Below are 21497 nucleotides of genomic sequence, written 5' to 3'. Positions count from 1 at the left end.
ACTAACAAAAATATGCCCTCCTCCGTTGTCTTGCGCAGCCCCCCGAACGGAACACTGCGAACTCGAATGGACCAACAGTAGTACGGACCAACAGTAACAAAAAACGAGGGTTCCAGTCCAGAGCTACCGACCATGGTGAAGATCACATCTTGTCCACGTATCAACGAGGACAGTCAACGATTCCGCGCGCGCGATTGGACAGTGCTTGAGGCCGCGCCCTGCGGCTCCAGGAAGCCCGTCCGGTCGGTCGTGATCGGGCAGACCGCGCTCGACGATGCGGTGACCCGTGTGCGCTCGGGATACCACCCCGTACGTTCACGATCGCGCGGCGAGGGGGCCATCCCCTAGCCGCCGACCGCGTTTCGGTGTCAGGCTGCGGATTCGACTGGGTGGTGTGCCCAGGCGGTGGCTTCGTCGTAGAGGGTGCGGGTTTTGAGACAGCCATGCGCGATGCCGACGAGCCGGTTCGCGACTTGGCGCAAGGGGGCGTTGTGACCTGCGCCGCGCAAGCGCAGCTGCTCGTAGTAGACGCGCGCCCCAGCAGACGCCTTGACCGCGGCGAACGCCTGTGTGTTCAGCGCGTCGACGAGCCGATCGTTGTGGACGTGGCGGGCGAGCACGGTTCTCTTCTTCCCGGACTGGCGGGTGATCGGGGAGGTCCCGGCGTAGTTCTTTTGGCATTTCGCGCTGGCATAGCGCGCCGGGGCGTCTTCGAACTCGACGAGCACCCGGGCGCCCAGGATCGGTCCCAGCCCGGGCTGGGACAGGTAAATCTCAGCGTCCGGGTGCCGGCTGAAAGACGACTCGACCTCGCCTTGCAGGACTCCGATCTGGCTGTTGATCGCCACCAGCACCCCGGCCAACGCCCGGACCGTGGCCGCGTAGGCGGCCGTGACCGGCTCGGGCTGGCCCAGATGGTGGGCAGACCGCAGCGCGGCCCTGATCGCCGCCGTCCGGCCAGGCACATCACGGCGGTTCGCCCGCTTGAGCGCGGCGGTGATCTGCGTCGAGGTCAACCGGGCGGCGGAGCCAGGATCGGGCGCCCTGGCGAGCAGCTCCAACGCCTCGGGCGCGGTCAGATCCTCAAACGCCTCCAACGCGGCCGGGAAGAAGTCGAGCAGCGCGTGCCGCAGCCGCTGCGCATGCCGGGTGCGTTCCCAGATCAACATCTTGTGCGTCCGGGCCATCACCTTGACCGCGGCGGCCTGGGCGCTGTCGGCGGCGACCGTGCGCAGCTGGTGCGCGTCCACGCGCACCATGTCGGCCAGCACGTGTGCGTCAGTGACATCGCTTTTCGCCCCGGACACGCTTCGCCGGTCACGATATCGGGCCGCCTGCAACGGATTGATGCCGAACACCTGGTAGCCAGCGGCCACCAGCGCCAAAACCCAAGGCCCGCGATCGGTCTCGATGGCCCACCGCGACAACCGGCGCCCCGGCTTCCTCCGCGACGTCGTCGGCGTCCACGATCTCCTCAGCGAGCCGCCCGATCAGCTCATGCAGCCGGCTGACGCCTACCGCGCCCTCGGGGAGGCGGGCTCGCGCCAGCATCCGCCCCAAGACGTCTTGCACCTCGACATCGTGATGATCTTCAGCGCAGTCGTCTCCGACGAACGGCACCCGCTACTCCCTTCACCGATTCGACTCAAATGACGGTGACTGTCAGGAGGATTTTCGGCGACCTAATGAACAGTGCTCGACGCAACGCGGCACGACATTCCATCAGCGATTTCATCCTCCCGAACCGGTGAGGGCACGCTCTCTCCGCGAGGGTTCCCCTTGCGGAGGCGCTTGGAGCCAACGAGTGCTCACCCACCGAGTCGGCCACCAACCACGAGTCTGCAACCGGCAGGGTCGCCGAGTCTCATTAGGCGGCGTCGCTCCGGATGGGCTTCGTCCGGGGTCGGTGCGCGGGTTCGCAGTCGCGATCACGCCGGGGCCGGCAGCACCGACGGTCCGCTAGTCGCCGGCAAGGTCGAGGAATTCGGCGCGGACCCGAGGGTCGTCGCGGAATGCCCCGAGCAGGGCCGACGTCGTCGTCCGTGCTCCCGTCGCTCGTACCCCGCGTATGGTCATGCACAGATGTTCCGCGTCGACGATTACGCCGACGCCGCGTGGTCCGAGGTGCTCATCGAGCCAACGGGCGATTTGAGCGGTGAAGCGTTCCTGAACCTGCGGTCGTCGCGCAAAGTGCTCAACGACTCGTGCCAGTTTCGAAAGCCCAAGAATGCGGTCGCCCGGGAGATAGCCGACGGTCGCGAATCCGACGAATGGGAACATGTGGTGCTCGCAGAGGGACACAAAGGGAATGTGCCGTGCGGCGACCATTTCGTCGTACCGCTCCGTGTTGGGAAACGTGGTCAAGGTGAATTCCCGGGGTTCGAGCAGCTCGGCAAAGCCACGGGCCATCCGCTTCGGAGTCTGCGCCATCACCTCGCTGTCGAGGTCGATCCCGAGAGCGTGCAGGAAAGCCGCCGCGGCCCGCTCGGCAGCGGCCAGGTCGATGCTCGGCTGGGGGATCACGCGCAGCACGGGGTGTCGGCCGTCGGGTAATGGGGTGTCTGGAACCACGTCGCTGATCGTTTCTTGGCTGCGCATGCCTTCACCCTTCCGCCTGTCAGACCGAAGTCTAACAGCAATATGTATTACTTTTAGAACCGTGGACCCGTCATCGTCAGCACCGGATTGGGGTGTGATCGGCTGTTTAGCCGAGCCGACCCGGCGACGTGTCTACGAAGCGGTGCGCGCCGCGGCCAGGCCGCTCACCCGCGATGACGTCGCACAGCTGGTCGGTATCGGCCGACCTCTCGCGACCTTTCATCTGGAGGCGCTGGCGCGGACCGGCCTGCTCGACGTGACGTTCGCCCGGCCCGCCGGCCGCGGCGGACCGGGCGCTGGGCGGCCCGCCAAGTGGTATGCCGTGCGCAATCGCGATGTGATAGCGAGCCTGCCGCCGCGCCGGTATGAGCTCGCGGCAGAAATCTTGTTAAGGAGCGTGTGTGCTGCGCGCGCGACGGCTGAGCTCTGCGCGGCCGCGGTCGAGGTGGGACGACGGCTTGGTGGCACGCTGACCGGCCGGCCGCTCGACGAGGTCCTCACCAGGCTCGGCTACCAGCCGATCGAGCGGGACGGCGGTCACGCATTCGCCAATTGCCCGTTCCATGCGCTTGTCGAGGCTGACGCGGAGACGGTCTGCGCGATGAACCAGTCGTTGGTCACCGGCCTGCTCGAGGGTCTCGGCATCAAGGAACTGGACGCCGTCGTCGACCCCCTGCCCGGCGGGTGTTGCGTCCGGCTGAGACCGCGGCCGCCCTCGGGCTGATCTCCGTTATCGCCGTGCCCGCGGGGGAATAGCCGTCAACCAGCCGGCATTCGCACTGCCGAGCCCGGTCACCGGATCCCAACCGGGTCCCACCGCGAGGCTGGAATCCTGGTTGAAGGTCCGGACCGTTGCAACGACACCCTGGGCGGCGTCGACACCATCGGCATAATCCACGCGAACGTTTCCTGGGTCCGGACCGGGCCCGGTGACGTCGGTGAAGACACCCGTGCCGGCGTTTCGGTAAATAGTCGGATTCAGCAACCCGACACCGCCGCGCGCATGCTGGAACGTGAGCGCCGTCATGCCGGCGAAGAGCGGCGCCGCCAGGCTCGTGCCGCCGATACGGTACTGGTCGTAATACGTGCCGTCCGGGAAGGCTTGCGTCTGGCCGACCAGCATCCCGGTCGTCACGTCGGCGTCCATCGCCACATCAGGCACGCCGCGGGCACCGGCGGGTGTTATTCCCTGCTGGTAAATAGGTTGCGCGAATACCGTCGACTCCCCGCCGCCGGATCCGTACAGAAATGTCCCGGACGACGACCAGGCGGTTCCGTCCGGCGCCAGCGCATACCGGTATGTGCCCCAGCCGGTTTCCCAGGCGAGCCGGCCCGTCGCGTCAATAGCCGTCGCCGTACCGCCGACAGCGGTCACAAAGGGATCCGATGCGGGGTAATCCGTCTGCTTCGTACCGCTGCTCGCGACCTCATCGCCGCTGTCGCCGGAGGAGAAGACGTAGCTGATGCCCTCGACAGCGCCTTGGAGAAACGCCTGTTCGTAGGCGAGAATCGTCGAACGGTGCTCGCTCTGCTCGACCGCGCCCCAGGAATTCGACACGATCTGGACGCGTGCCTCGTCGTTGATGCGGGCAAAGGCATCCAGCAGATCCCGGTCCAGGCAACTTGACGATGCGTAATACCGGATTTTGGCGCCTTGCGCCATGGCGTGGACCGCTTCGACGTCCAGCGTCTCTTCGCCAAACCACCCGGATGCATCACACAGCTTGGTGTTGGTGAACGTGCGGGGAAGGCTCTGGGTCAATTGGCCGGGCGCATAGGGCCGGTCCCCGTTCCGGACAGCGTACGTGGCCGCGTCGGCTGCGATGGTCGGCGATGCGTACGCGTCGGTGATCCCGACGGTGATGCCGGTGCCGTCCAGCGTCGTGGCGCCCTCATACGCCGAGCGGAATTGCGCGCCCACGTATCCGCAGACGGCGTACGGCAGGGCCTGCCCGTTGAATGATGGGAGATCGGTGGCGAGTTTCTCCCCGTAGTAAGAGGAACAGGGCGCAGCGTTGCGGAAGCCGGCGGGAGGCGGGATCGGCGCTCCCCGATAAGGGACCGCCCCGGCCGCGAGAGCGGGCCGGACGATGTTCGGCGTCGTGTCAATGCCGTCGACGGCGAGGACGTCGTCGGCGAGGTCCGCCGGCGTCGTGAGTGTGTCATCGGGTGCCTGCACCGTCTGCCCGTCATGGCTGTAGGCGTGGATGTGCACGCCGAACGCACGCTCCGCAGCGGCGACCGAGCCCGTGATGTCGAGGTAACGGTTGTGGGCTTCGACCCCGGTCACGGTGAGACCCGAGCTCGTGAGCCACCGGGTGACCGCCCGGACGGTCGCGTCGGTGGTGCCGAATTCCGCGAAGTATTCCGCTGGTGAGAGGAAATGCCCGTAGTCGGCGGACCCGGGGGTCGACACGGCAAGCGCCCGGGCGGCCAACGCGTCAAGCCCGCCGTTCGGCGCCAGATAAATGCGTGCCTGGACGGCGGCCGTGGCGGGGGCTCGCCCGAGGTCCCGGGCATGCGTGAGCCAGCCTGGCCGGCTGTGCGGGACCGGCGACCGCGCGGGGCTGGCGTGCGCGGCGAGCGGAGCAGCGAATGACGAGATCACGACGCCGAGGGAGCTGGCTGCCGCAACGATCGTCAGACGTCGCACCGGCCGGCGTCGCGGGGTGGCCATCCTTTTCGCCCAGCGTCTTGGGTTCCCCATGTCAGACCCCCTGTCTGCGAACGCACCTGTCCCGTCGCACGCAACCGGCTCGGCTACCCGCGCTCAACCCGCGGGTCGTCGGGGGAGAGCTCAACCCTCGACACACATGCCTGCTGAGCGGTTCCGTCGGCACGGACGCGTTGGCGGCACCCTACAGCTGGGCGAGCGAAAAGTCACCCCTATCGCTGCCGGCGAGCCACCGCCGGAGGTCAACGAGCGGCATCGGCCGGGCGAACCAGTACCCCTGCGCGACGTCGCAGCCGCACTCGCGGAGCTCGTCGCCGACCTCGGCGGTCTCGACGCCCTCCGCTACGACGATCAGGCCCAGATTGTGGCCAAGTTCCACGACTGATCGCACGATGGCGGCATGTGCCGCGTTCGTCACCATGTCCCGGACAAATGTCCGATCAATCTTTATTTCGGAGAGCGGCAGCGCCGACAGGTAACCCAGCGACGTCTGGCCGCGACCGAAATCGTCAATGCTCACCCGGATTCCGTATGACGTGAGGTCGGTGAAGACGTCGTGGGCCCGCGTCGGGTCGAACAGCAATGCCGTTTCGGTGAGTTCGAGAACCAGCCGGTGCGGTTCGATACCGGCGCGGCGGACGGCGGCTTTGACGTCCGCGGCAAAGGTGTGGCGGCTAAGATTACGCGCCGAGATGTTGACGGCGACGGCCAGGTGCGGGTCACCGATGGTGGCGAGGTCCTCCAGAGCGTGCCGCAACACCCAACGAGTCAGATCGTCGATGAGGTCGGTCTGTTCGACCAGCGGCACAAACACGTCCGGATAGAGCAGGCCGCGCGCCGGATGGTGCCAGCGCACCAACGCCTCAATGGCCTCGACGGCGCCGTCCGACAATTTCGCCTTGGGTTGATAGTGGAGAACCAGCTGATTGTCCGTGACGGCGCGACGGAATTCGCTGATGAGACTCAGACTGGCGGCGTCGTAGTGATTCTGCGACGGGTGGTACCGGACGACGCCCAGGTGCCGCGCCTTGGCGTGGTGCACGGCGACATCCGCGTACTGCAGCAATTCCTCGATCGTGGCGGCGTCGTCCGGGGTGACGGCGTAGCCGATGCTCGCTTCGACAGCGAGGGGGATGCCGGCGACGTCGAGTTCACTCTCGATGAGCCCGCGGATACGGCACAACGCGTCGTGCGGGTCCGCGGTGTCACGCAGGATGAGGCCGAACTCATCACCACCGAGCCGCGCCACCGTGTCACCTTTTCGGGTATGGCTCGCCAACCGTTCGGCGATCCGTCGAAGCAGGACGTCACCGTTGCGGGGCCCGAGAGTGTCGTTGATCGCCTTGAACCGGTCCAGATCAATGACCGCGACGGCCGTCGTGCCTTCCCGGCGCACCCCGAGGCGCCGGGAGACCGCGCGTGCTACGGCGGCTTCGCCGCTGCGCTGGAACGCGGCTCGGTTGGGGAGGCCGGTCAGTGCGTCGTGCCGCGCCTGGTAGGCGTTCCGGGCCACCTCGGTGCGCAGCCGTCGCGTCACCGACGCCGTGATGACCAACAGGGTGAGGTAGAGCGCAACGAGTCCGATGGCCAGGTTGTGGTACGTCGTGCGGAGTCCCGCTGCGATGTCCTTCTCGATCGGCTGGTAGGGCAGGTAGAGCTCGAGGACGCCGACCCGCTGCGGCGGCGTGTCCCGGCGGTGAGCGGCTGGTATACCTCGACGGCGGGCACGCCGGGCTGACCACGGTCATTGGCGTCCGTCCCGAGACGGGTGAGCCTGGCGATCACCTGCCCGTGGGCGGCGTCCAGGGCCTCGTCATCAGGGAGCTCGGAGAAGCCGGAGCCGTCGTCTGAGTAGACCACAGTGCCGTCAAGATTCCGCAGCCGCAACCGCAAGATCGAACCAGCGGTGACCGCTTGGCCGACCACCCGTTGGAGGTTCATCTGTTCCTGGCTGGGAAGGGCGACGCCAAGCGGCGTGCCGTCGAGGATGGGCTCGATCGCGGTCTGCGCGAGGAGATGCGCCTGCGATTGCGCCCGCGCGATCCCGTTCGCCCGTGCCTGGGCGCGGTAGCCGAGGGCGAGCGCCACACCGAGGAGCAGCACCGGAATCAGGCTTGCGGCGGCGTACGGCAGAAAGGCGTGCACCATCGACCGTCGGGTCCGAGACGGCCGGCTCATGTTCCCAATATCGGCGCGTGCCGGGAATTCTTCGCCGTTGTACGCGCGGTGGAGTGAGTGTGGCCATGGCGGCGGATGACGCTGGTGCGGCAGAATCCGGCCGGTCGCTTCGTCGCCGGGGTGGATAGGGTGTGGCCATGGCGGCGGATGACGCGACGGACCGTACGCCGGATGCTGCGAGCGACTATCCACCGGCCGGTGATCCGCAGAATGCGGAAGAGCGCGCCCGGCGCTGCGCCGAGGTGATGTACCGGGCTGATGCCGCCAGTCAGCGGTTAGGGATTTCCATCGTGGAGATCGCTCCCGGCCGGGCTGTCGCCACGATGACGGTCCGCGACGACATGGTGAATGGCCACGGTGTCTGTCACGGTGGCTTCGTATTTGCCCTGGCTGACACGGCGTTCGCCTTTGCGTGCAATTCTTACGGCCGGGTCGCCGTCGCCGCTGGTGCCGACATTACGTTCGTTCAGCCGGCGGTTGCCGGCGAAACCTTGACGGCCGAGGCGGTGGAACGCATTCGGTACGGCCGATCGGGTCTGTACGACGTGACGGTCCGGGGCACGGACGGCCGCTGCATCGCCGAATTTCGCGGCCGCAGCCGGTTGATGGATCGTGAGCTCCTCGACGGCTAGTCGTTCCGGCGTCAGCTCGGCGCCGGAACGGTTGCCGCGATGGGCAAATCCGTCACCGACCAACCGGCCGCCAGCCGGTACCCTCCGGGCCAGGTCGTCCACCGTCCATTCCAGTAACTGCTGAAAACATTGCGGGGCACGGTGATGGTGACTGAACCCGATTCCCCGGGCGCCAGCGTGACCTGTCCGAACCCCGCCAGTTGCTCCGGCGGTTCACCGGCCGCGGCCGGAAACGTCAGATACAGCTGCGGGGTCGCGGTGCCGGCACGCGAGCCCGTGTTCGTGATGGTCAGCGTCACCCGATAACCGCCCGCAACCGGCGCGACCCGCATATCGTTCATGGCGAACGTGGTGTACGAGAGGCCGTAGCCGAAGGGGAAAAGTGGCTTCAGCTGATGGGCGTTGAGGTACCGGTACCCCACCTGTAGACCTTCCGAGTATCGAACAGTGAGCTGTGTTCCCGGCCACTGTTGAGCCGTGGTGATACCGAGCTGTGCGGTGTCGGTGGGGAACGTGACCGGCAGATGCCCGGAGGGGTCGATGTCGCCGAAGAGAACCGCCGCAATTGCTTGTCCTGCTGCTTCACCGGGATACCACGCTTCGACGACGGCGCCGACCTTTGACAGCCACGGCATGGCAACCGGGCCAGCGGTATTGAGGACGACGATCGTGCGCGGGTTGACATCGGCGACCGCCGAAATGAGCGCGTTCTGGTCGCCGGGGAGGTTGAGGTCGCCCCGGTCGAAACCCTCGCCCGTGCGGTCCGCGGCAAAGATGACGACGGTTCGGGCCCGTTGTGCCAGGGCGACAGCAGCATCGATTGCCGGCGTCGTGTCCTTCCATCCCAGGGCGAAAAACGCCCGGTCGTAGAGGGCGTGCGCGGGTGATGTCACTCCGAACGGCTGCCAGTGGATGGCCAGGCGATACCGGTGACCGGCGTGCAGCGACAGCGCAGCAGTCCGGGTACCGCCTTCTCCGTCCAGTACTCCCAACGGAACGACGTGGTCGTCAAGCGTCATGGTGGCGGATCCGGTGCATGACAGGGAGAAGTCGTACAGGCCGTCCGTCGGTGCGGTCAGTGTTCCGCTGAAAACTGCACTGGTGACGCCGGCATTCGCCGGAATGGCAATGGTTCGGACGGTGGACCCGGTGATGGTGTATCGGTTGCGCGGCGCTGCGCCGAGGACGATGCGCACGACCGGTGTCGGAAGAACGACGGTGTGCCGTCCCGCGGACGACGAATCGCTGAGCGTCAAGGTGAGACCCGGTGTATTCCGGGAATCCGCGGTGAGAGCGGACGACGGAATCGGCGGCAGCGGCGCCGGAGAGGTGGCACCGTCGGCGAATGTGACGTCTCCCGGATTGGAGACTCTGGCTTGGATCGCGTCGAGCGGGGAGGAGACGAACGGTGGGAGCACAGCCGAGCTGCCACCGCCTCCGGTGACAGGAGCGGCGGCGTCCGATCCGATGACTGCGATGGGAGCATCCGCGCCGGCGTCCAGGGGGAGGAGGCCGCCGGAATTCTTCAGCAACACAATCGCGTGCTCCGCAACCGTCAGCGCGACATTTTCGTGGCTTGGCGAGGCGACAGGAGTGTTCGGCCGACCGGCCGGCGGATTTTCGACGAGGTGGTAGCGGAAGGCGACGACGAGAATATCGTGGACCGCTCGGTTCACAGCGGCCATGGGGAGACGGCCGGACTGGACAGCCGCGAGGAGAGCCCCGGGGTCGGCCGGTTTCACGAGGTCAACCCCCGCTTTGAGTGCGGCGACCGGATCGGGTGCCGCGGCGTAATCGGTGCGCAGCAGTCCGGTGAAGCCCCACGCGGCCAGTTGGGCGGCCAAGGCCGGGTCTTCGCATTGGTAGACGCCGTTGAGCTTCGGATAGGCGCACATCATGGCGCCGACATGTCCGGAGGTGACAGCCGCGGCGAAAGGCCGAAAATACAATTCCTGCAATGCCCGCGGTGAGACCACGACGTTGACCAGGTTACGGTCGGTCTCCTGGTTGTACGCGACGAGATGCTTGGCTTCGGCAAGCACACCTTGGCTCTGGATGCCTTGGATATCGGCCGTGCCCATCGCGGCGGTAAGGAGCGGATCCTCACCGTACGCCTCGAAAATACGCCCGTTCTCTGGTACGCGCGCGAGGTTGAGGTCGGGTCCTTGGACGACGTCAATGCCTTGGGCGTGCGCTTCGGCGCCTTGCACCTGACCGTATTTCCAGGCAAGGGACGGGTCGAACGTTGCAGCGAGCGCGATGGGGGCCGGTAATTGGGTGACACCGGTATCGCCGAAACCCAGACCGGCCGGGCCGTCTTGCAGCGTGAGCGGTGGAATGCACAGCCGCGGTACGCCGGCATTGGTATTTTCAAAACCATTCGCCGGCCGCAAGACAATTTCACCAATCTTTTCAGTCAGGGTCATGCGCGCCAGGACGAGGCCGGCGAGTTGGTCGGGGCCGGCGCCGGCCCGGATCGCTGCGGCAAGCCACGGGCAGCGGGCGAGGGGGTCCGGCGTCCGCTGCCCGGCTGCCGCGACCGCCCGGGTGGTGGCCCGCACGAGCCGAGACGGCGCGACGCGGACCGCCGGCTGCCGGCCGATCGCCATCGGCGTGGAGCGGTGGGGACGCTCCGCGGGCACCGCTGCGGCAAGGAGCACCAAGAGAAATGTGCCGAGAAGCACCCACCGCACCCGTCTGCGCATCGCCGCTCCTGCCGTGTCCCGCCGGTGGTGTGAGGTGAAACTGGTACGTACTGCCGCTGCAAATGACTCTTATGATCACTCGATGGTTCCCTACCTACTCGGCCGGCCGGTGGGTTGGGCGGCCGACTGGGAATGTCGTCCAGCCGGTTGCACGTGTCGGCGGGTGATCCGCGCTGTCGCCGGCGCTCGCGAATGCAGCCGCTGGAGGCGTCGCGGGAGGCGTCGCTGGCGTGTCCCGTGGAGCCGGCGAGGCGTCGCGGGAGGCGCCGCTGGCGTGTCCAGAGCCGCCGGGGCGCCGCGGAGTGGCGTGTCCGGAGCCGCCGCGCGGTTGGGAATGCAGACGGCTGCCCGACCGCGAATGCGGCCGAGCCCCGGGGAGCGGGGGATGCGAGGCGGCGGAGTCGTATTCCCGTGGACCGCGGTGTCCCGGGCCCCGGGAGCGGGGGCGAGAGCGACCGGTTAGGGGAGGGGTCGGGACGTTGGCCCGGTGTAGACGGCAAGGGGGCGGATCAGGGCGTTGTCGGCGCGTTGTTCGAGCACATGGGCGACCCAGCCGGTGACGCGGGCCATGGCGAAAATCGGCGTGAAAATCGGGATGTCAAAGCCCATGAGATAGTAGGCCGGGCCGGCCGGGAAATCGAGGTTGGGAAGCAGCTGTTTGGCCTGGTACACGGCGTCTTGGACGGCGTGGTATCGGGCGAGAAGGTCCGTGGCGCCGCGTTCGGCCACCACCGTTTTGAGCGCCTTTTCCATTGCGGGAACACGCGAGTCACCGTGCTTGTACACGCGGTGACCGAAGCCCATGATGCGTTCCTTGCGCTCCAGCGCCCGGCGCACCCAATCGGCTGCCGCTTCGGGGCTGTCAATCTGTTGGAGCATGTACATCACCGCCTCATTCGCGCCGCCGTGAAGGGGGCCTTTCAGGGCGCCGATCGCGGCCGTAATTGCGCTGTACAGGTCGGCGAGTGTCGAGGTGACGACCCGGGCGGTGAAGGTCGAGGCGTTGAACCCGTGCTCCGCATACAAGATGAGTGAGGTTTCAAAAGCCCGGACCATGGGTTCGGACGGTATGTCGTCAAAGCACATGTGAAAGAAGTTCTCCGCGATTCCCAGGCCGGGGTCGGCTGGAATCGGCGGCTGGGCGTGGCGGTGCCGTTGAATGGCCGCGACGACGGCGGGCATCTGGGCGAGAAGCCGGGTTGCCTGCGCAAGGGTGGTGTCGCGGTCCAGCTGTGGCGTGCTCGAATCGGTGGCGCCGAGGATGCTCACCGCGGTGCGCAGAAGGTCCATCGGATGTGTGTCGGGCCGCGTCGTAGCCAGCCAGTCCGCCACGGCGGGATCGAGCCGGTAGGCGGCGCGAATGCGGCTGGTGAAGGCATCGAATTCGGCGGCGGTCGGCAGGTCGCCGTACCAGAGCAGGTAGGCGATGTGCTCGATGCTGTAGCGCTCCGCCAGTTGAGCGGCCGGATATCCCCGGTAGATGAGGGTGTTGGTCGGCTCATCAATGGTGGAAACAGCGGTCGTGTCGGCGTAAACGCCGACCAGTCCCTTGTGGACCGTTGGGCTTTGCTCACTGGTCATCGGAATCGCTCTCCGCCGTCGGGGTGGTGGTTGGCGTCGTAAACGTGTAAATGTCGGCGTCAAAAGCGGCATAGTCGCGGTAACGGACCAATTCGTACAGCCGCTGCCGGGTCTGCATGCCCTCCAGCAACGACATCTGCGTTCCTTCCGCCGCGATCGTGGCGAGCGCGCGTTCCACGGCTCCCATCGCGACCCGGAAGAGTGTCACCGGGTAGATGACGACATTGACACCAAGAGTGGCCAGAGTGGAGGCGGGGAGCAGGGTGGTGCGGCCGAATTCCGTCATGTTGATGAGAAGCGGCGCGTCGACCGCCGCCCGAAACCGGGCGATTTCCGCTTCGTCCGCGAGGGCTTCCGCGAAGATGAGGTCGGCTCCCGCGTCAACATATGCCTTCGCCCGATCGATCGCGGCATCGAGCCCCTCGACGGTGCGGGCATCGGTGCGCGCACAAATGACGAAGTCGGGGTCGGGACGCGCGGTCACGGCCGCGCGGATGCGCTGGAGCATTTCCGTTACGGTGACAAGTGTCTTGCCCTCCAGGTGGCCGCAGCGTTTCGGGTGTTGCTGGTCTTCGATGTGACAACCGGCGACACCCGCGCGGGTGAGCAGCTGGACGGTCCGGGCGATGTTCACCGGACCGCCGAAACCGGTGTCGGCGTCAACGAGCACCGGGAGGCGTGTCACCCGGGCGATCTGCTCGGCTCGATTCACGACTTCGGTCAGCGTCGTCAGGCCGATGTCCGGCAGGGCCAAATCCGCAGCGACGACGGCGCCTGAGACGTACACCCCGTCAAATCGCAGCTCCTCAATGAGGACCGCGGACAGCGGATTGATGGCGCCGGGGAATCGGAGCAAGCGGCCGCTCGTGAGCTTCGCCCGGAAATCGGCGGCCGCGGACGTCGGTGTCACAGGATGCCTCCGGATACCGGTGGTACGGCCGGCACATTGGTGACCGTTGGGAACAGTTCGGCCAAGCGACCGGCGGGAAGTTCCGCCAGATTCTCCGCCGCGCGCAGAAACGTCTCCTGGTCCGCGTCGCTGACGAACGGCGTGGCGAGCGTTCGGAATTTTTCGATGTAACGCGCTCGGTCGAAAGGACGTGCACCCCGCGGGTGCGCATCGGCGACGTCGATGCTGTCGTGGATCGTCGTACCGTCGGCAAGTTCGATGAGGACGTCGCCGCCGAAGGCGCGCTTGGCCGGGTCGGTGTCGTGGTAGCGGGCTGTCCAGACAGGATCCTCGACCGTCTGGATGGAGCGCCAGAGCTGGATCGTGTCCGCGCGGTGTGCGCGTTCCGGCGCGTACGACCGTTCGTGGTGCCAGGTCCCGTCTTGCAGGGCGACCGCGAAAATGTACATCAGGGAGTGGTCGAGGGTTTCCCGGCTTGCGTCCGGATCGTATTTCTCCGGGTCACCCGAGCCTGTGCCGATGACCCGATGGGTATGGGAGCTGGTTTTGATGACAACGCGGCGTATTGCGCTCTGGTCCGGGATGCGGTCGCGCAGCCGCCGAGCCAGGTCAATCCACGCTTGTGCGTGGTATTCGGCGGAGTATTCCTTGGTGTAGGTCTCGAGGATGGCTCGTTTCGGCTCCCCGGGTGAGGGGAGCGGGACGACGTATTCCGCCTCCGGTCCACCGAGGAGCGTTGCGATGACGCCGCCGGTGCCCTCATAAATAGGCGAGGGGGCGGTTTCGCCGCGCATCGCCCGATCGACGGCAAGAATTCCCATCATTCCGGCGAACGCCGGTGCATAGGCCTTCCAGCTGGAAATCGTGCCTTTCCGTGATTGACGGGTGGTCGTCGTGGTATGAACGGCTTGCTGGATTCCTTGATAGGTCACGTCGGGCGGCAGAGCGAGAAGCGTTCCCAAGCCGGCGGCAACCGACGCGGCGAGATGCGTGATGTGGTCGATCCCGTGTTCGTGCAGCGATATGCCTTTTGCTAAATCGACGTGTACTTCGTACGCCGTGGCCAGCGCGCGCAGCACGTCCAGACCGCTGCGCCCGCAGTGCTGGGCGACCGCGAGAAGCGGGGGAATGTTGTCCGCCGGATGCGCGTATTCGGCGGCCAGGAAAGTGTCGTGGAAATCAAGTTCCCGGACGGCGACGCCGTTGGCCCAGGCCGCCCATTCCGGTGCGCTGCGCAGCGTTGGCGCGCCGAAGACGCTGGCTCCCGGCGTGGCGGGCCGGCGGGCCGCCTGTGCCGCGGCATTGACGACCGGACGGCGGGCAAGCGCAGCGATTGCGACCCCGGTGTTGTCAATGACACGGTTGATGAGCATTGCGGTGACGTTGTCGTCCAGCGGCACATTGTCCGCGGCAAGCAAGGCCAGCTGCCACGCAAGTTCGCGTTCCCGATCTGCTCGTTCGCCCGGGCGCAGGACTCGGGTCCGGAACTCCCACACGCCGTCTCTCCTTGCGGCCAACGCTGCGGTGTCATCGGGCGTGACGCCGGCACGATCGGCGACGTAACGGACGGTATCACACCAGGGAACCGCCGAGCAGCGCTTGCCGCAGCACCACGGCCGCGTAGGGTGCCGGATCACGGCAGGATGCTGTTTTGTCGGCGGGCCGTCTGTCACTGCAGTGACTGTCATGCCAGGCGGAGCGGAATGCTGCTGAATCGGTGGGCGGTCGCAAAATGCGGGTCAAGACCCGGAATTGACAGACGTCGTTGACGAACTGAAAAAGGCGAGAGGATCGGGGCCGTCAACTCGGTGGGGATTTGGTTTTCGGCGACGCCCTGAGAAAGACGCGAGAATGGGCGACGTCAACTCGGTGGGGATTAGTTCTTTCGGCGAAGATGCGATGCGCGCTAATCGGACGCCCGGGCGTGCGTAACCGGACTCGTGAATGACGGCGTCCAGGTCGGCGCGCAATGATGCGAACCTAAACACGACGGCTATTGAGCAAATGCGCAACCGCGGAGCCGCCCGTCGCGCTGGAAGGGTGCTGTGTTTGGATGTCGTGCACGCGCCGCTTGATTGCCGTGTTATTAATGTGCGCCGAGGTCCCGAGCCTTTTGTTGGCGTCCCGAGTCTTTTTATCGACGTCAGCACGGACGCCGGTTTCGTGCCGGTCGCCCCGGCTCGCCGCCAGCCGGGCCTGTCCCGCATCCGATGTCGACGCCGGATGCGGCCGGGGCGCGGTGTCGCCTCAGACGCTCGGGTCACCGGTCGCGGCAGTGCGTTACGCAACGTCCCCGTCTCGTGCGCCGCCAGGGACTCGAACCCCGAACCCGCGGATTAAGAGTCCGCTGCTCTGCCAGTTGAGCTAGCGGCGCGCGCCTAAGAGCGTACCAGCCTCGACAGCCGGTTATCGGGCGCACCGTCCGGGGGAGTGGGCTCCTCGCCGTCGAGCCGGGGAGTGGGCTCCCGGTGCCGGGCCGGGGACCCGGCACCGCGATGTCGGGCTCGGGCGTCATGCGGTGACCGCGAATCGGGCGGCGGCGAGCCGCAGCCCGTCGCCCGTCCCTTCGCGCTCGTAGACCTCCCGGGAGCGTGGACCGTTCGGATCGACGAGATCGACCAGCAGGGTCATCGGCAGACCCCGGCTCAGCGCGGTCAACAGCGGGTGTTCCGGCGTGGGCACGTGCGCGGTCGCCTCACGGTTCATCGGAGCTCCTCGAATCACAGTCGTGAAACTTACATTGTTGTGATTCGACTACCCGGCTCCCGGACTTGAGCCGGGATCCCCGGTTGAGTCCGGATCCCCGGGTGGGCCGGGATTCCTGGTGAGCGCCGGTGCGTCGTCGGTGAAGCGTACGGAGACGTCCAGCTCGGGCCGGCGGATCGCCATCCGGGTCAGCCGGGCCAGCACGACGCGGTCCGCGGGTGTGAGCGGAGGTTGGAGCAGCGAGCGTGGCCAGAGCCGGTCCCGGATCACAACGTTGACCTCAGCGGCGAACAGGGTGAGCTCGGCAGCGAGGTACAGCCAGGAGAGAAGGCCGATGACGATGGCAAAGAAGCCGTAGACGTCGCTGGCGTGGTTCAACGTACGGCTCACGTAGAACCCGCCGCCGATCTGCAAGCCCTGCCAGAAGACTGCGGCGAGGAGGACGCCGATTCTGACGTCCCGCCACCGGAGCGGAGCCGCGACGAGAACCCGGAAGATCACGGTGAATACGCCGAGGTTGATGGCGAACGGCACGGACTGGCTCCACAACCAGCCGAGCGCCCCGGGGAAGACTTGGGCGCCGAATCCGGCGACGACCGTGGAAATCAGCGTCGCAAGACCCAGGACGGCGAGCCACGCGTACCCCCGTAACCGGCGGGAAAAGAAGTTCGGTCGATCACGGAAGGGAACGTTCCAGACCGTGTTCATCGCGCTCTGGGCTGCTTGGCCGACTCCCTGCGCTCCGTAGAGAAGACCGGCGATACCGACGATCACCGCCAGCAGGTTGCCGCGGAGGGCATGCACGTCGCCGCGGAGTTGGGTGCCGATGATCGGAAAGTTGGCGAGTGCTGAGTTGAGGATGCGGTTCTGCAGGCCAGGGTGGCCGGGGAGGAGCCAGCCGAGGATCGTCGTCAGGAGCAGGAGGAGTGGGAAGAGTGCGAAGAAGCCGTAGTACGCCAGGAGCACGGCCTGGGTGCCGGCCTGGTCGTCACCAAACTTGCGGACGGTCGCGAACGGCACGCCGAGGAGGGCGTGCCGTTGTTGAAGTCGGTCGATTCTCCGAAGGCCGCGCTCAATGATGTTCACGCATCCATCTCACCTGACTCCCACCGTCGGTTGCCGGTAGGAGGCGGCGCAACCGCTGGTCGTCCGCTGCCGGTAGGAGGCGCGCAACCGTTGGTCGTCCGCGGACGCACGGCGCCCCGCAAAGCGACGACGGTTGCGACGGGGTGTCGTTGCCGCAGCGACGACACCCGACCCGATCAGCGGCGGGTGAGGAGTGCGCGCTGACGCTGGTAGGTCTCTTCGTCTAGTTCCCCGCGCGCGAAGCGTTCGTCGAGGATGCGCAACGCGTCTTCCCGCTGTTCACGGCGCGCCTCGGGTGCAGAGCTCAACATGCGCGTCAACCACACCACTACAGCGACGATCAATGCTACTGCGAGAGCCATCATCAGGCTCATGCCAAGCCAGCCAGCCCAGGTCGGCCCACCCCAACCCGGGCCGGTGTCCCAGTCCATCATCGTGCGACCTCCGTTCTCGATCGGAACTGTCCGCTGCTCGGACTCACCGTGGCGGCCGGGGAGTGAACGGCTGCCACGGCACCTCTGTGGTCTCTCCTCTCGTCACCCGCTGCGTCGGGGAGGGCAAGTCCTTGTCTACCGCCGCAGGGAGGCGCAAGCGGCCGATCAAAAGACCTCGATCGGCAGGTCGAACGCCCTGTATTCAGCGGGTGAACAGTGTCTTTCTCTCGGTTCATACCGAGAATTCCTTCGTCCCGTTTTTGCACAACCGGAATTCCTGATGTCTGCGACGTGAGTCCGCATGTGTGACCGTGATCTGCGCTCCCTGGGCCGCCGGTCATCGCTGACGCTCCTCATCCCGGTCACTGGCTCGCGGCGCCGGACGCCGGGGCGTGGGCGACGCCGAATCGGCGCAGCCGCAGGCTGTTCGTCACTACGAAGACGCTGGAGAACGCCATCGCCGCTCCGGCGATCAGCGGGTTGAGGAGACCGGCGGCGGCGAGCGGAAGAGCCGCGACGTTGTAGGCGAACGCCCAGAACAGGTTCCCTTTGATCGTCGCCAAGGTTCGGCGGGAGAGGCGTATTGCGTCGACCACCGCACGAAGATCGCCGGAAATGACGGTGATGTCGCTTGCCTCGATTGCCACATCGGTCCCGGTGCCCATGGCAATTCCGAGATCGGCCTGTGCGAGGGCGGCAGCGTCGTTGATCCCATCGCCGACCATCGCCACCACCCGTCCGCGGGCCTGCAATTCCTTGATCGCCGCAACTTTCTCAGCCGGGAGCACCTCCGCAACGACCTCGTCAATGCCTACCTCGGCGGCGATCGCTTCTGCGGTTCGAGCATTGTCTCCGGTGAGCAGCACCGGACGGAGTCCGAGGCGGCGGAGCTCGGCCACGGCGGCCCGGCTCGTCGGTTTCGGCGTGTCAGCGACGACGAAGACCGCCCGGAGTTCGCCGTCCCAACCCGCGAAAATCGGCGTGCGGCCGGCGGTCTCTGCCTTCGTGGCCGCGTCCGTGAGTTCCGCGCCGGGATGCAGCCCCCAGTCCGCAAGAAAAGCGGCCCGTCCAACGACGACGGCGTGACCCTCGACCACACCCACGACACCTAGACCGGCGGTCGCGGTGAACGATTCGACCGCAGGCAGTTCCCCAAACCGCTCGCGGGCTGCGCGGGCGATGGCACGGGCGATCGGGTGCTCGGAGGCATCCTCGACCGCGCCGGCAAGCCGGAGCGCTTCCTCGCTGCTCACCCCGGGTGCGCTGATCACGTCGAGGAGGGTCATCTCTCCGGTGGTGACCGTGCCGGTCTTGTCGAGCACGACCGTGTCGACCCGCCGCGTCGATTCGAGCACGTCCGGTCCCTTGATGAGGATGCCGAGTTGGGCGCCGCGGCCCGTTCCAACCAGCAGGGCTGTCGGCGTGGCGAGACCGAGGGCACACGGGCAGGCGATGACCAGGACGGCGACGGCCGCGGTGAAGGCGAAGCGAGCCGACGCGCCGTCGGCCAGCCAGAAGAGCAGTGTTGCCGCCGCAAGAGCGATGACGACGGGCACGAAGACGGCCGAGATGCGGTCCGCGAGGCGTTGCACGGGAGCCTTCCCCGCTTGGGCCTGAGCCACGAGCCGGGCTATTTGCGCCAGGGCGGTGTCCGCGCCGACTCGCGTCGCCCGGACCACGAGGCGGCCGCCGACGTTCACCGTGGCGCCGACTACTTCAGAGCCGGGACCCACCTCGACCGGCACCGATTCCCCGGTGAGCATGCTCATGTCGACGGCGGAGGTGCCCTCCTCGACGACCCCGTCGGTGGCGATCTTTTCACCGGGTCGGACAACGAATCGGTCACCCACCGCGAGCTGTTCGACCGGGATCCGCACCTCGGCTCCGTCACGGATCACCGCTGCGTCACGGGCGCCCAGCTCGAGCAGGGCGCGCAGTGCGGCACCAGAACGCCGCTTGGCCCGCGCTTCCAGGTAACGGCCGAGCAGGATGAGCGTGGTGACCCCGGACGCAACCTCCAAGTAGAGGTCCGGGTGGTTCCCAGCGGCGTGCGGGATGAGCTCGAATCTCATGTGCGTGCCCGGTTCCCCGGCGCCGCCAAGGAAAAGCGCCCACACCGACCAACCGAAGGCGGCGAGCACCCCGACGGAGATGAGCGTGTCCATGGTGACGGCGCGGTGCCGGAGGTTGATCAGAGTCGCGCGGTGGAACGGCCAGGCGCCCCAGGCGACCACGGGAGCCGCCAGGGTGAACGACAGCCACTGCCAGAACCGGAATTGCAGCGACGGCACCATGGCGAGGAGCACGACGGGAACGGTGAGCGCCGCGGAGATGAGAAGCCGGGTGCGCACTCCGGTGGTCTCATCGTCGGGTGTCTCGGCAGGGGAGCGGACGGGGGAGCGCTCGGTTCCCGCCGGAGCCGCAGCGGCACCGGCGCCCGGTGCGGCGGGCTCGTGAAGTTGGGCGGAGCCCGCACCGGCTCGCGCGACGCGCTCGGGGAGCCGGGCCCGGTATCCGGCCGCCTCAACGGTGGCTACGAGGTCCGCTGGGGTGACCCGGGCCGGATCGAAGGTGACCTGAGCCTTCTCGGTGGCGAAATTCACCGAAGCCCGGACGCCGTCCAGCCGGTTGAGCTTTTTTTCGATGCGCGCTGCGCACGACGCGCACGTCATTCCGCTGATGGCCAGCTCGATGTCGGCGTACTCGCTCTCCGTCGGGTTCGTCGTCGGATGACGGGTTTCAGCGGCCATGAGGGCTCGCCTCCTCTCGGGATCGGCCGCAGGCCAGGCCGAGCAGATGCCGAACCGGATCAGCCGACAAGTGTGTAGCCGGCCTCCTCGACGGCTGCTGCAATGGCGGCGTCCTCGAAGGCGTCGCCGGTGACCGTCACCGTCTTGCCGGCAAGGTCGACCGTGACGCCGGCGACACCCGGAACCTTGCCGACCTCGGCGGTGATAGCGCTGACGCAGTGCTGGCAGGACATTCCCTCGACGGTGTAGGTCTTGGTCGTCATGATCATCCTCCTCCGGATGGGCTGTTGGGCTGCGTGTGTCGGCTGGTTCCGGCCGGTTGGTCCCTGCCGTCAGGATCGAACGAGCCTTCGGATGGCGTCGGCCGCCTCAGTGATCTTCTCCTCAGCCTCCGGTCCGCCGGCGGTGATGGCGTCGTGGACGCAGTGGCGGAGGTGCTCTTCCAGCAGGTTGAGCGCAACGGCCTCCAGCGCCCGGGTCGCCGCCGAGATCTGGGTGAGGACGTCGATGCAGTAGGTGTCCTGCTCAACCATGCGGTGCAGGCCGCGAACCTGGCCCTCGATCCGGCGCAACCGGGCGAGGACCGTCTCTTTCGTGCCGGCGTAGCCAACCATGGCTGTTCTCCTAGCGAGGGGCGCGCTCTCCCAGCGCCATGCTTTCCCAGCTACTGGCTACTATACCCCGGTAAGGTATCTGCCTAGGCCCGGGAGTCGGCCTGCGCCGAGGGGCCTGCCCGGGAATCGCCCTGCCTGGGAGGTCTGCGCAGGGGCTCTGCCCGGAGTCGGTCTGCGCCGGAGGGGCCTGCCCGGGAATCGCCCGGCCCGGAGTGGGCCTGCCTGGGAGGGCGGCCTCATCAGCACGTCGTCAGACCTGTGATCAACTGTTCGACGAGTGGCTTGTCCCAAGGATGGCGGAGAGGGGATTGTCCCAACACGTCCGCTGCATGACGTGTACCGGAATCACCGGTACACGACTCGCGTGGGGTGAGTGATGGGACTCGAACCCATGACACCTGGGACCACAACCCAGTGCTCTGCCAACTGAGCTACACCCACCAAGGCTTGTCGCGGGAGCGACTGCAGGAGAAAGTGTATCGGGCGGGACGTACGACCGCGATGGCGTCAGCCCGACGCGGGCGGATCGAGCGGTACGGCGTCTGCGGGTCTGCCGTCCGCCCCGTCTAGAGGCCGCTCGGGGCCAGGCCCCTCGCCAGGCTCGCCGCCCGCCGCAGGCCCGCCGCCTG

The 21497-nt window shown here is 67.0% G+C and carries 16 protein-coding genes, 2 tRNA genes and 1 pseudogene; 2 read left to right on the top strand and 17 right to left on the bottom strand.

From position 1 onward, the window contains the following. Nucleotides 1-368: 368 nt before the first annotated feature. Nucleotides 369-1620: pseudogene (locus ACEL_RS08595) on the bottom strand (IS110 family RNA-guided transposase). 339 nt (nt 1621-1959) lie between these two features. Continuing rightward, nucleotides 1960-2598 carry a GTP cyclohydrolase I FolE gene (folE, locus tag ACEL_RS08590; RefSeq protein ID WP_011720500.1) on the bottom strand — a complete coding sequence of 213 codons (639 nt, stop codon included), beginning with the start codon at nt 2596-2598 and terminating at the stop codon, nt 1960-1962. A gap of 94 nt (nt 2599-2692) precedes the next feature. On the opposite strand from folE, the gene ACEL_RS08585 reads away from it, so the two are divergent. Further along, nucleotides 2693-3322, top strand: a complete 630-nt coding sequence (locus ACEL_RS08585; protein WP_011720499.1) for a helix-turn-helix transcriptional regulator — start codon at nt 2693-2695, stop codon at nt 3320-3322. Between the two features lie 6 nt (nt 3323-3328). On the opposite strand, the gene ACEL_RS08580 is transcribed toward ACEL_RS08585, so the two are convergent. The 3 genes from ACEL_RS08580 to ACEL_RS08570 form a co-directional block, all read right to left on the bottom strand. Beyond that, nucleotides 3329-5275 carry a S53 family peptidase gene (locus tag ACEL_RS08580; protein ID WP_041835039.1) on the bottom strand — a complete coding sequence of 649 codons (1947 nt, stop codon included), beginning with the start codon at nt 5273-5275 and terminating at the stop codon, nt 3329-3331. Nucleotides 5276-5456: 181 nt separating this feature from the next. After that, nucleotides 5457-6809: a putative bifunctional diguanylate cyclase/phosphodiesterase gene (locus tag ACEL_RS08575; RefSeq protein WP_011720497.1), complete on the bottom strand. Its 1353-nt coding sequence runs from the start codon at nt 6807-6809 to the stop codon at nt 5457-5459. Continuing rightward, the gene (locus ACEL_RS08570) at nt 6806-7450 is read right to left on the bottom strand and encodes a hypothetical protein (protein ID WP_011720496.1); all 645 of its coding nucleotides are present in this window, start codon (nt 7448-7450) and stop codon (nt 6806-6808) included. The genes ACEL_RS08575 and ACEL_RS08570 overlap by 4 nt, the downstream gene beginning before the upstream one ends. A 137-nt stretch (nt 7451-7587) precedes the next feature. Between ACEL_RS08570 and paaI the strand changes: the two genes are divergently transcribed. Beyond that, nucleotides 7588-8082: a hydroxyphenylacetyl-CoA thioesterase PaaI gene (paaI, locus tag ACEL_RS08565; protein ID WP_011720495.1), complete on the top strand. Its 495-nt coding sequence runs from the start codon at nt 7588-7590 to the stop codon at nt 8080-8082. Nucleotides 8083-8093: 11 nt separating this feature from the next. Here the strand turns inward: paaI and ACEL_RS08560 are convergent, their stop codons facing one another. The 12 genes from ACEL_RS08560 to ACEL_RS08505 form a co-directional block, all read right to left on the bottom strand. After that, the gene (locus ACEL_RS08560) at nt 8094-10787 is read right to left on the bottom strand and encodes a beta-glucosidase H (RefSeq protein ID WP_011720494.1); all 2694 of its coding nucleotides are present in this window, start codon (nt 10785-10787) and stop codon (nt 8094-8096) included. A 459-nt stretch (nt 10788-11246) separates the two neighbouring features. Continuing rightward, nucleotides 11247-12368, bottom strand: a complete 1122-nt coding sequence (locus tag ACEL_RS08555; RefSeq protein ID WP_011720493.1) for a bifunctional 2-methylcitrate synthase/citrate synthase — start codon at nt 12366-12368, stop codon at nt 11247-11249. After that, nucleotides 12358-13278 carry a methylisocitrate lyase gene (gene prpB, locus ACEL_RS08550; protein WP_011720492.1) on the bottom strand — a complete coding sequence of 307 codons (921 nt, stop codon included), beginning with the start codon at nt 13276-13278 and terminating at the stop codon, nt 12358-12360. The genes ACEL_RS08555 and prpB overlap by 11 nt, the downstream gene beginning before the upstream one ends. After that, nucleotides 13275-14774: an MmgE/PrpD family protein gene (locus tag ACEL_RS08545; protein WP_011720491.1), complete on the bottom strand. Its 1500-nt coding sequence runs from the start codon at nt 14772-14774 to the stop codon at nt 13275-13277. The genes prpB and ACEL_RS08545 overlap by 4 nt, the downstream gene beginning before the upstream one ends. Nucleotides 14775-15579: 805 nt before the next feature. Continuing rightward, nucleotides 15580-15652 (bottom strand) — tRNA-Lys (locus tag ACEL_RS08540). Between the two features lie 137 nt (nt 15653-15789). Next, on the bottom strand, nt 15790-15984 hold the full coding sequence (locus ACEL_RS08535) for a hypothetical protein (protein WP_011720490.1): 195 nt from the start codon (nt 15982-15984) through the stop codon (nt 15790-15792). Nucleotides 15985-16032: 48 nt separating this feature from the next. Beyond that, nucleotides 16033-17070, bottom strand: a complete 1038-nt coding sequence (locus ACEL_RS08530; RefSeq protein WP_011720489.1) for a YihY/virulence factor BrkB family protein — start codon at nt 17068-17070, stop codon at nt 16033-16035. 176 nt (nt 17071-17246) lie between these two features. Continuing rightward, complete coding sequence (locus tag ACEL_RS08525) at nt 17247-17504, bottom strand: SHOCT domain-containing protein (RefSeq protein ID WP_011720488.1); 258 nt, start codon at nt 17502-17504, stop codon at nt 17247-17249. A 362-nt stretch (nt 17505-17866) separates the two neighbouring features. Then, complete coding sequence (locus tag ACEL_RS08520; protein ID WP_011720487.1) at nt 17867-20254, bottom strand: heavy metal translocating P-type ATPase; 2388 nt, start codon at nt 20252-20254, stop codon at nt 17867-17869. Nucleotides 20255-20313: 59 nt separating this feature from the next. Beyond that, nucleotides 20314-20517 (bottom strand): heavy-metal-associated domain-containing protein, encoded by a 204-nt coding sequence (locus ACEL_RS08515; RefSeq protein ID WP_011720486.1) that lies wholly within the window; start codon nt 20515-20517, stop codon nt 20314-20316. A gap of 69 nt (nt 20518-20586) precedes the next feature. After that, a complete protein-coding gene (locus tag ACEL_RS08510; RefSeq protein WP_011720485.1) occupies nt 20587-20868 on the bottom strand; it encodes a metal-sensitive transcriptional regulator in 282 nt (93 codons plus the stop codon). Nucleotides 20869-21233: 365 nt separating this feature from the next. After that, nucleotides 21234-21309 (bottom strand) — tRNA-His (locus tag ACEL_RS08505). Nucleotides 21310-21497: the final 188 nt, after the last annotated feature.

This window comes from Acidothermus cellulolyticus 11B (genome assembly GCF_000015025.1).
Taxonomy (GTDB): domain Bacteria; phylum Actinomycetota; class Actinomycetes; order Acidothermales; family Acidothermaceae; genus Acidothermus; species Acidothermus cellulolyticus.
The sequence above is the reverse complement of the archived record's forward strand: the minus strand, read 5'-3'. Positions and strand labels throughout refer to the sequence as shown.

Bases quoted from the DNA above. Each gene is read 5' to 3' on its own strand.
- ACEL_RS08510 (WP_011720485.1), bottom strand. From the start codon at position 20,868: ATGGTTGGCTACGCCGGCACGAAAGAGACGGTCCTCGCCCGGTTGCGC.
- ACEL_RS08580 (WP_041835039.1), bottom strand. From the start codon at position 5,275: ATGGCCACCCCGCGACGCCGGCCGGTGCGACGTCTGACGATCGTTGCG.
- ACEL_RS08525 (WP_011720488.1), bottom strand. From the start codon at position 17,504: ATGATGGACTGGGACACCGGCCCGGGTTGGGGTGGGCCGACCTGGGCT.
- ACEL_RS08515 (WP_011720486.1), bottom strand. From the start codon at position 20,517: ATGACGACCAAGACCTACACCGTCGAGGGAATGTCCTGCCAGCACTGC.
- folE (WP_011720500.1), bottom strand. From the start codon at position 2,598: ATGCGCAGCCAAGAAACGATCAGCGACGTGGTTCCAGACACCCCATTA.
- paaI (WP_011720495.1), top strand. From the start codon at position 7,588: ATGGCGGCGGATGACGCGACGGACCGTACGCCGGATGCTGCGAGCGAC.
- ACEL_RS08535 (WP_011720490.1), bottom strand. From the start codon at position 15,984: ATGAACCGTGAGGCGACCGCGCACGTGCCCACGCCGGAACACCCGCTG.
- ACEL_RS08570 (WP_011720496.1), bottom strand. From the start codon at position 7,450: ATGAGCCGGCCGTCTCGGACCCGACGGTCGATGGTGCACGCCTTTCTG.
- ACEL_RS08555 (WP_011720493.1), bottom strand. From the start codon at position 12,368: ATGACCAGTGAGCAAAGCCCAACGGTCCACAAGGGACTGGTCGGCGTT.
- ACEL_RS08560 (WP_011720494.1), bottom strand. From the start codon at position 10,787: ATGCGCAGACGGGTGCGGTGGGTGCTTCTCGGCACATTTCTCTTGGTG.
- ACEL_RS08520 (WP_011720487.1), bottom strand. From the start codon at position 20,254: ATGGCCGCTGAAACCCGTCATCCGACGACGAACCCGACGGAGAGCGAG.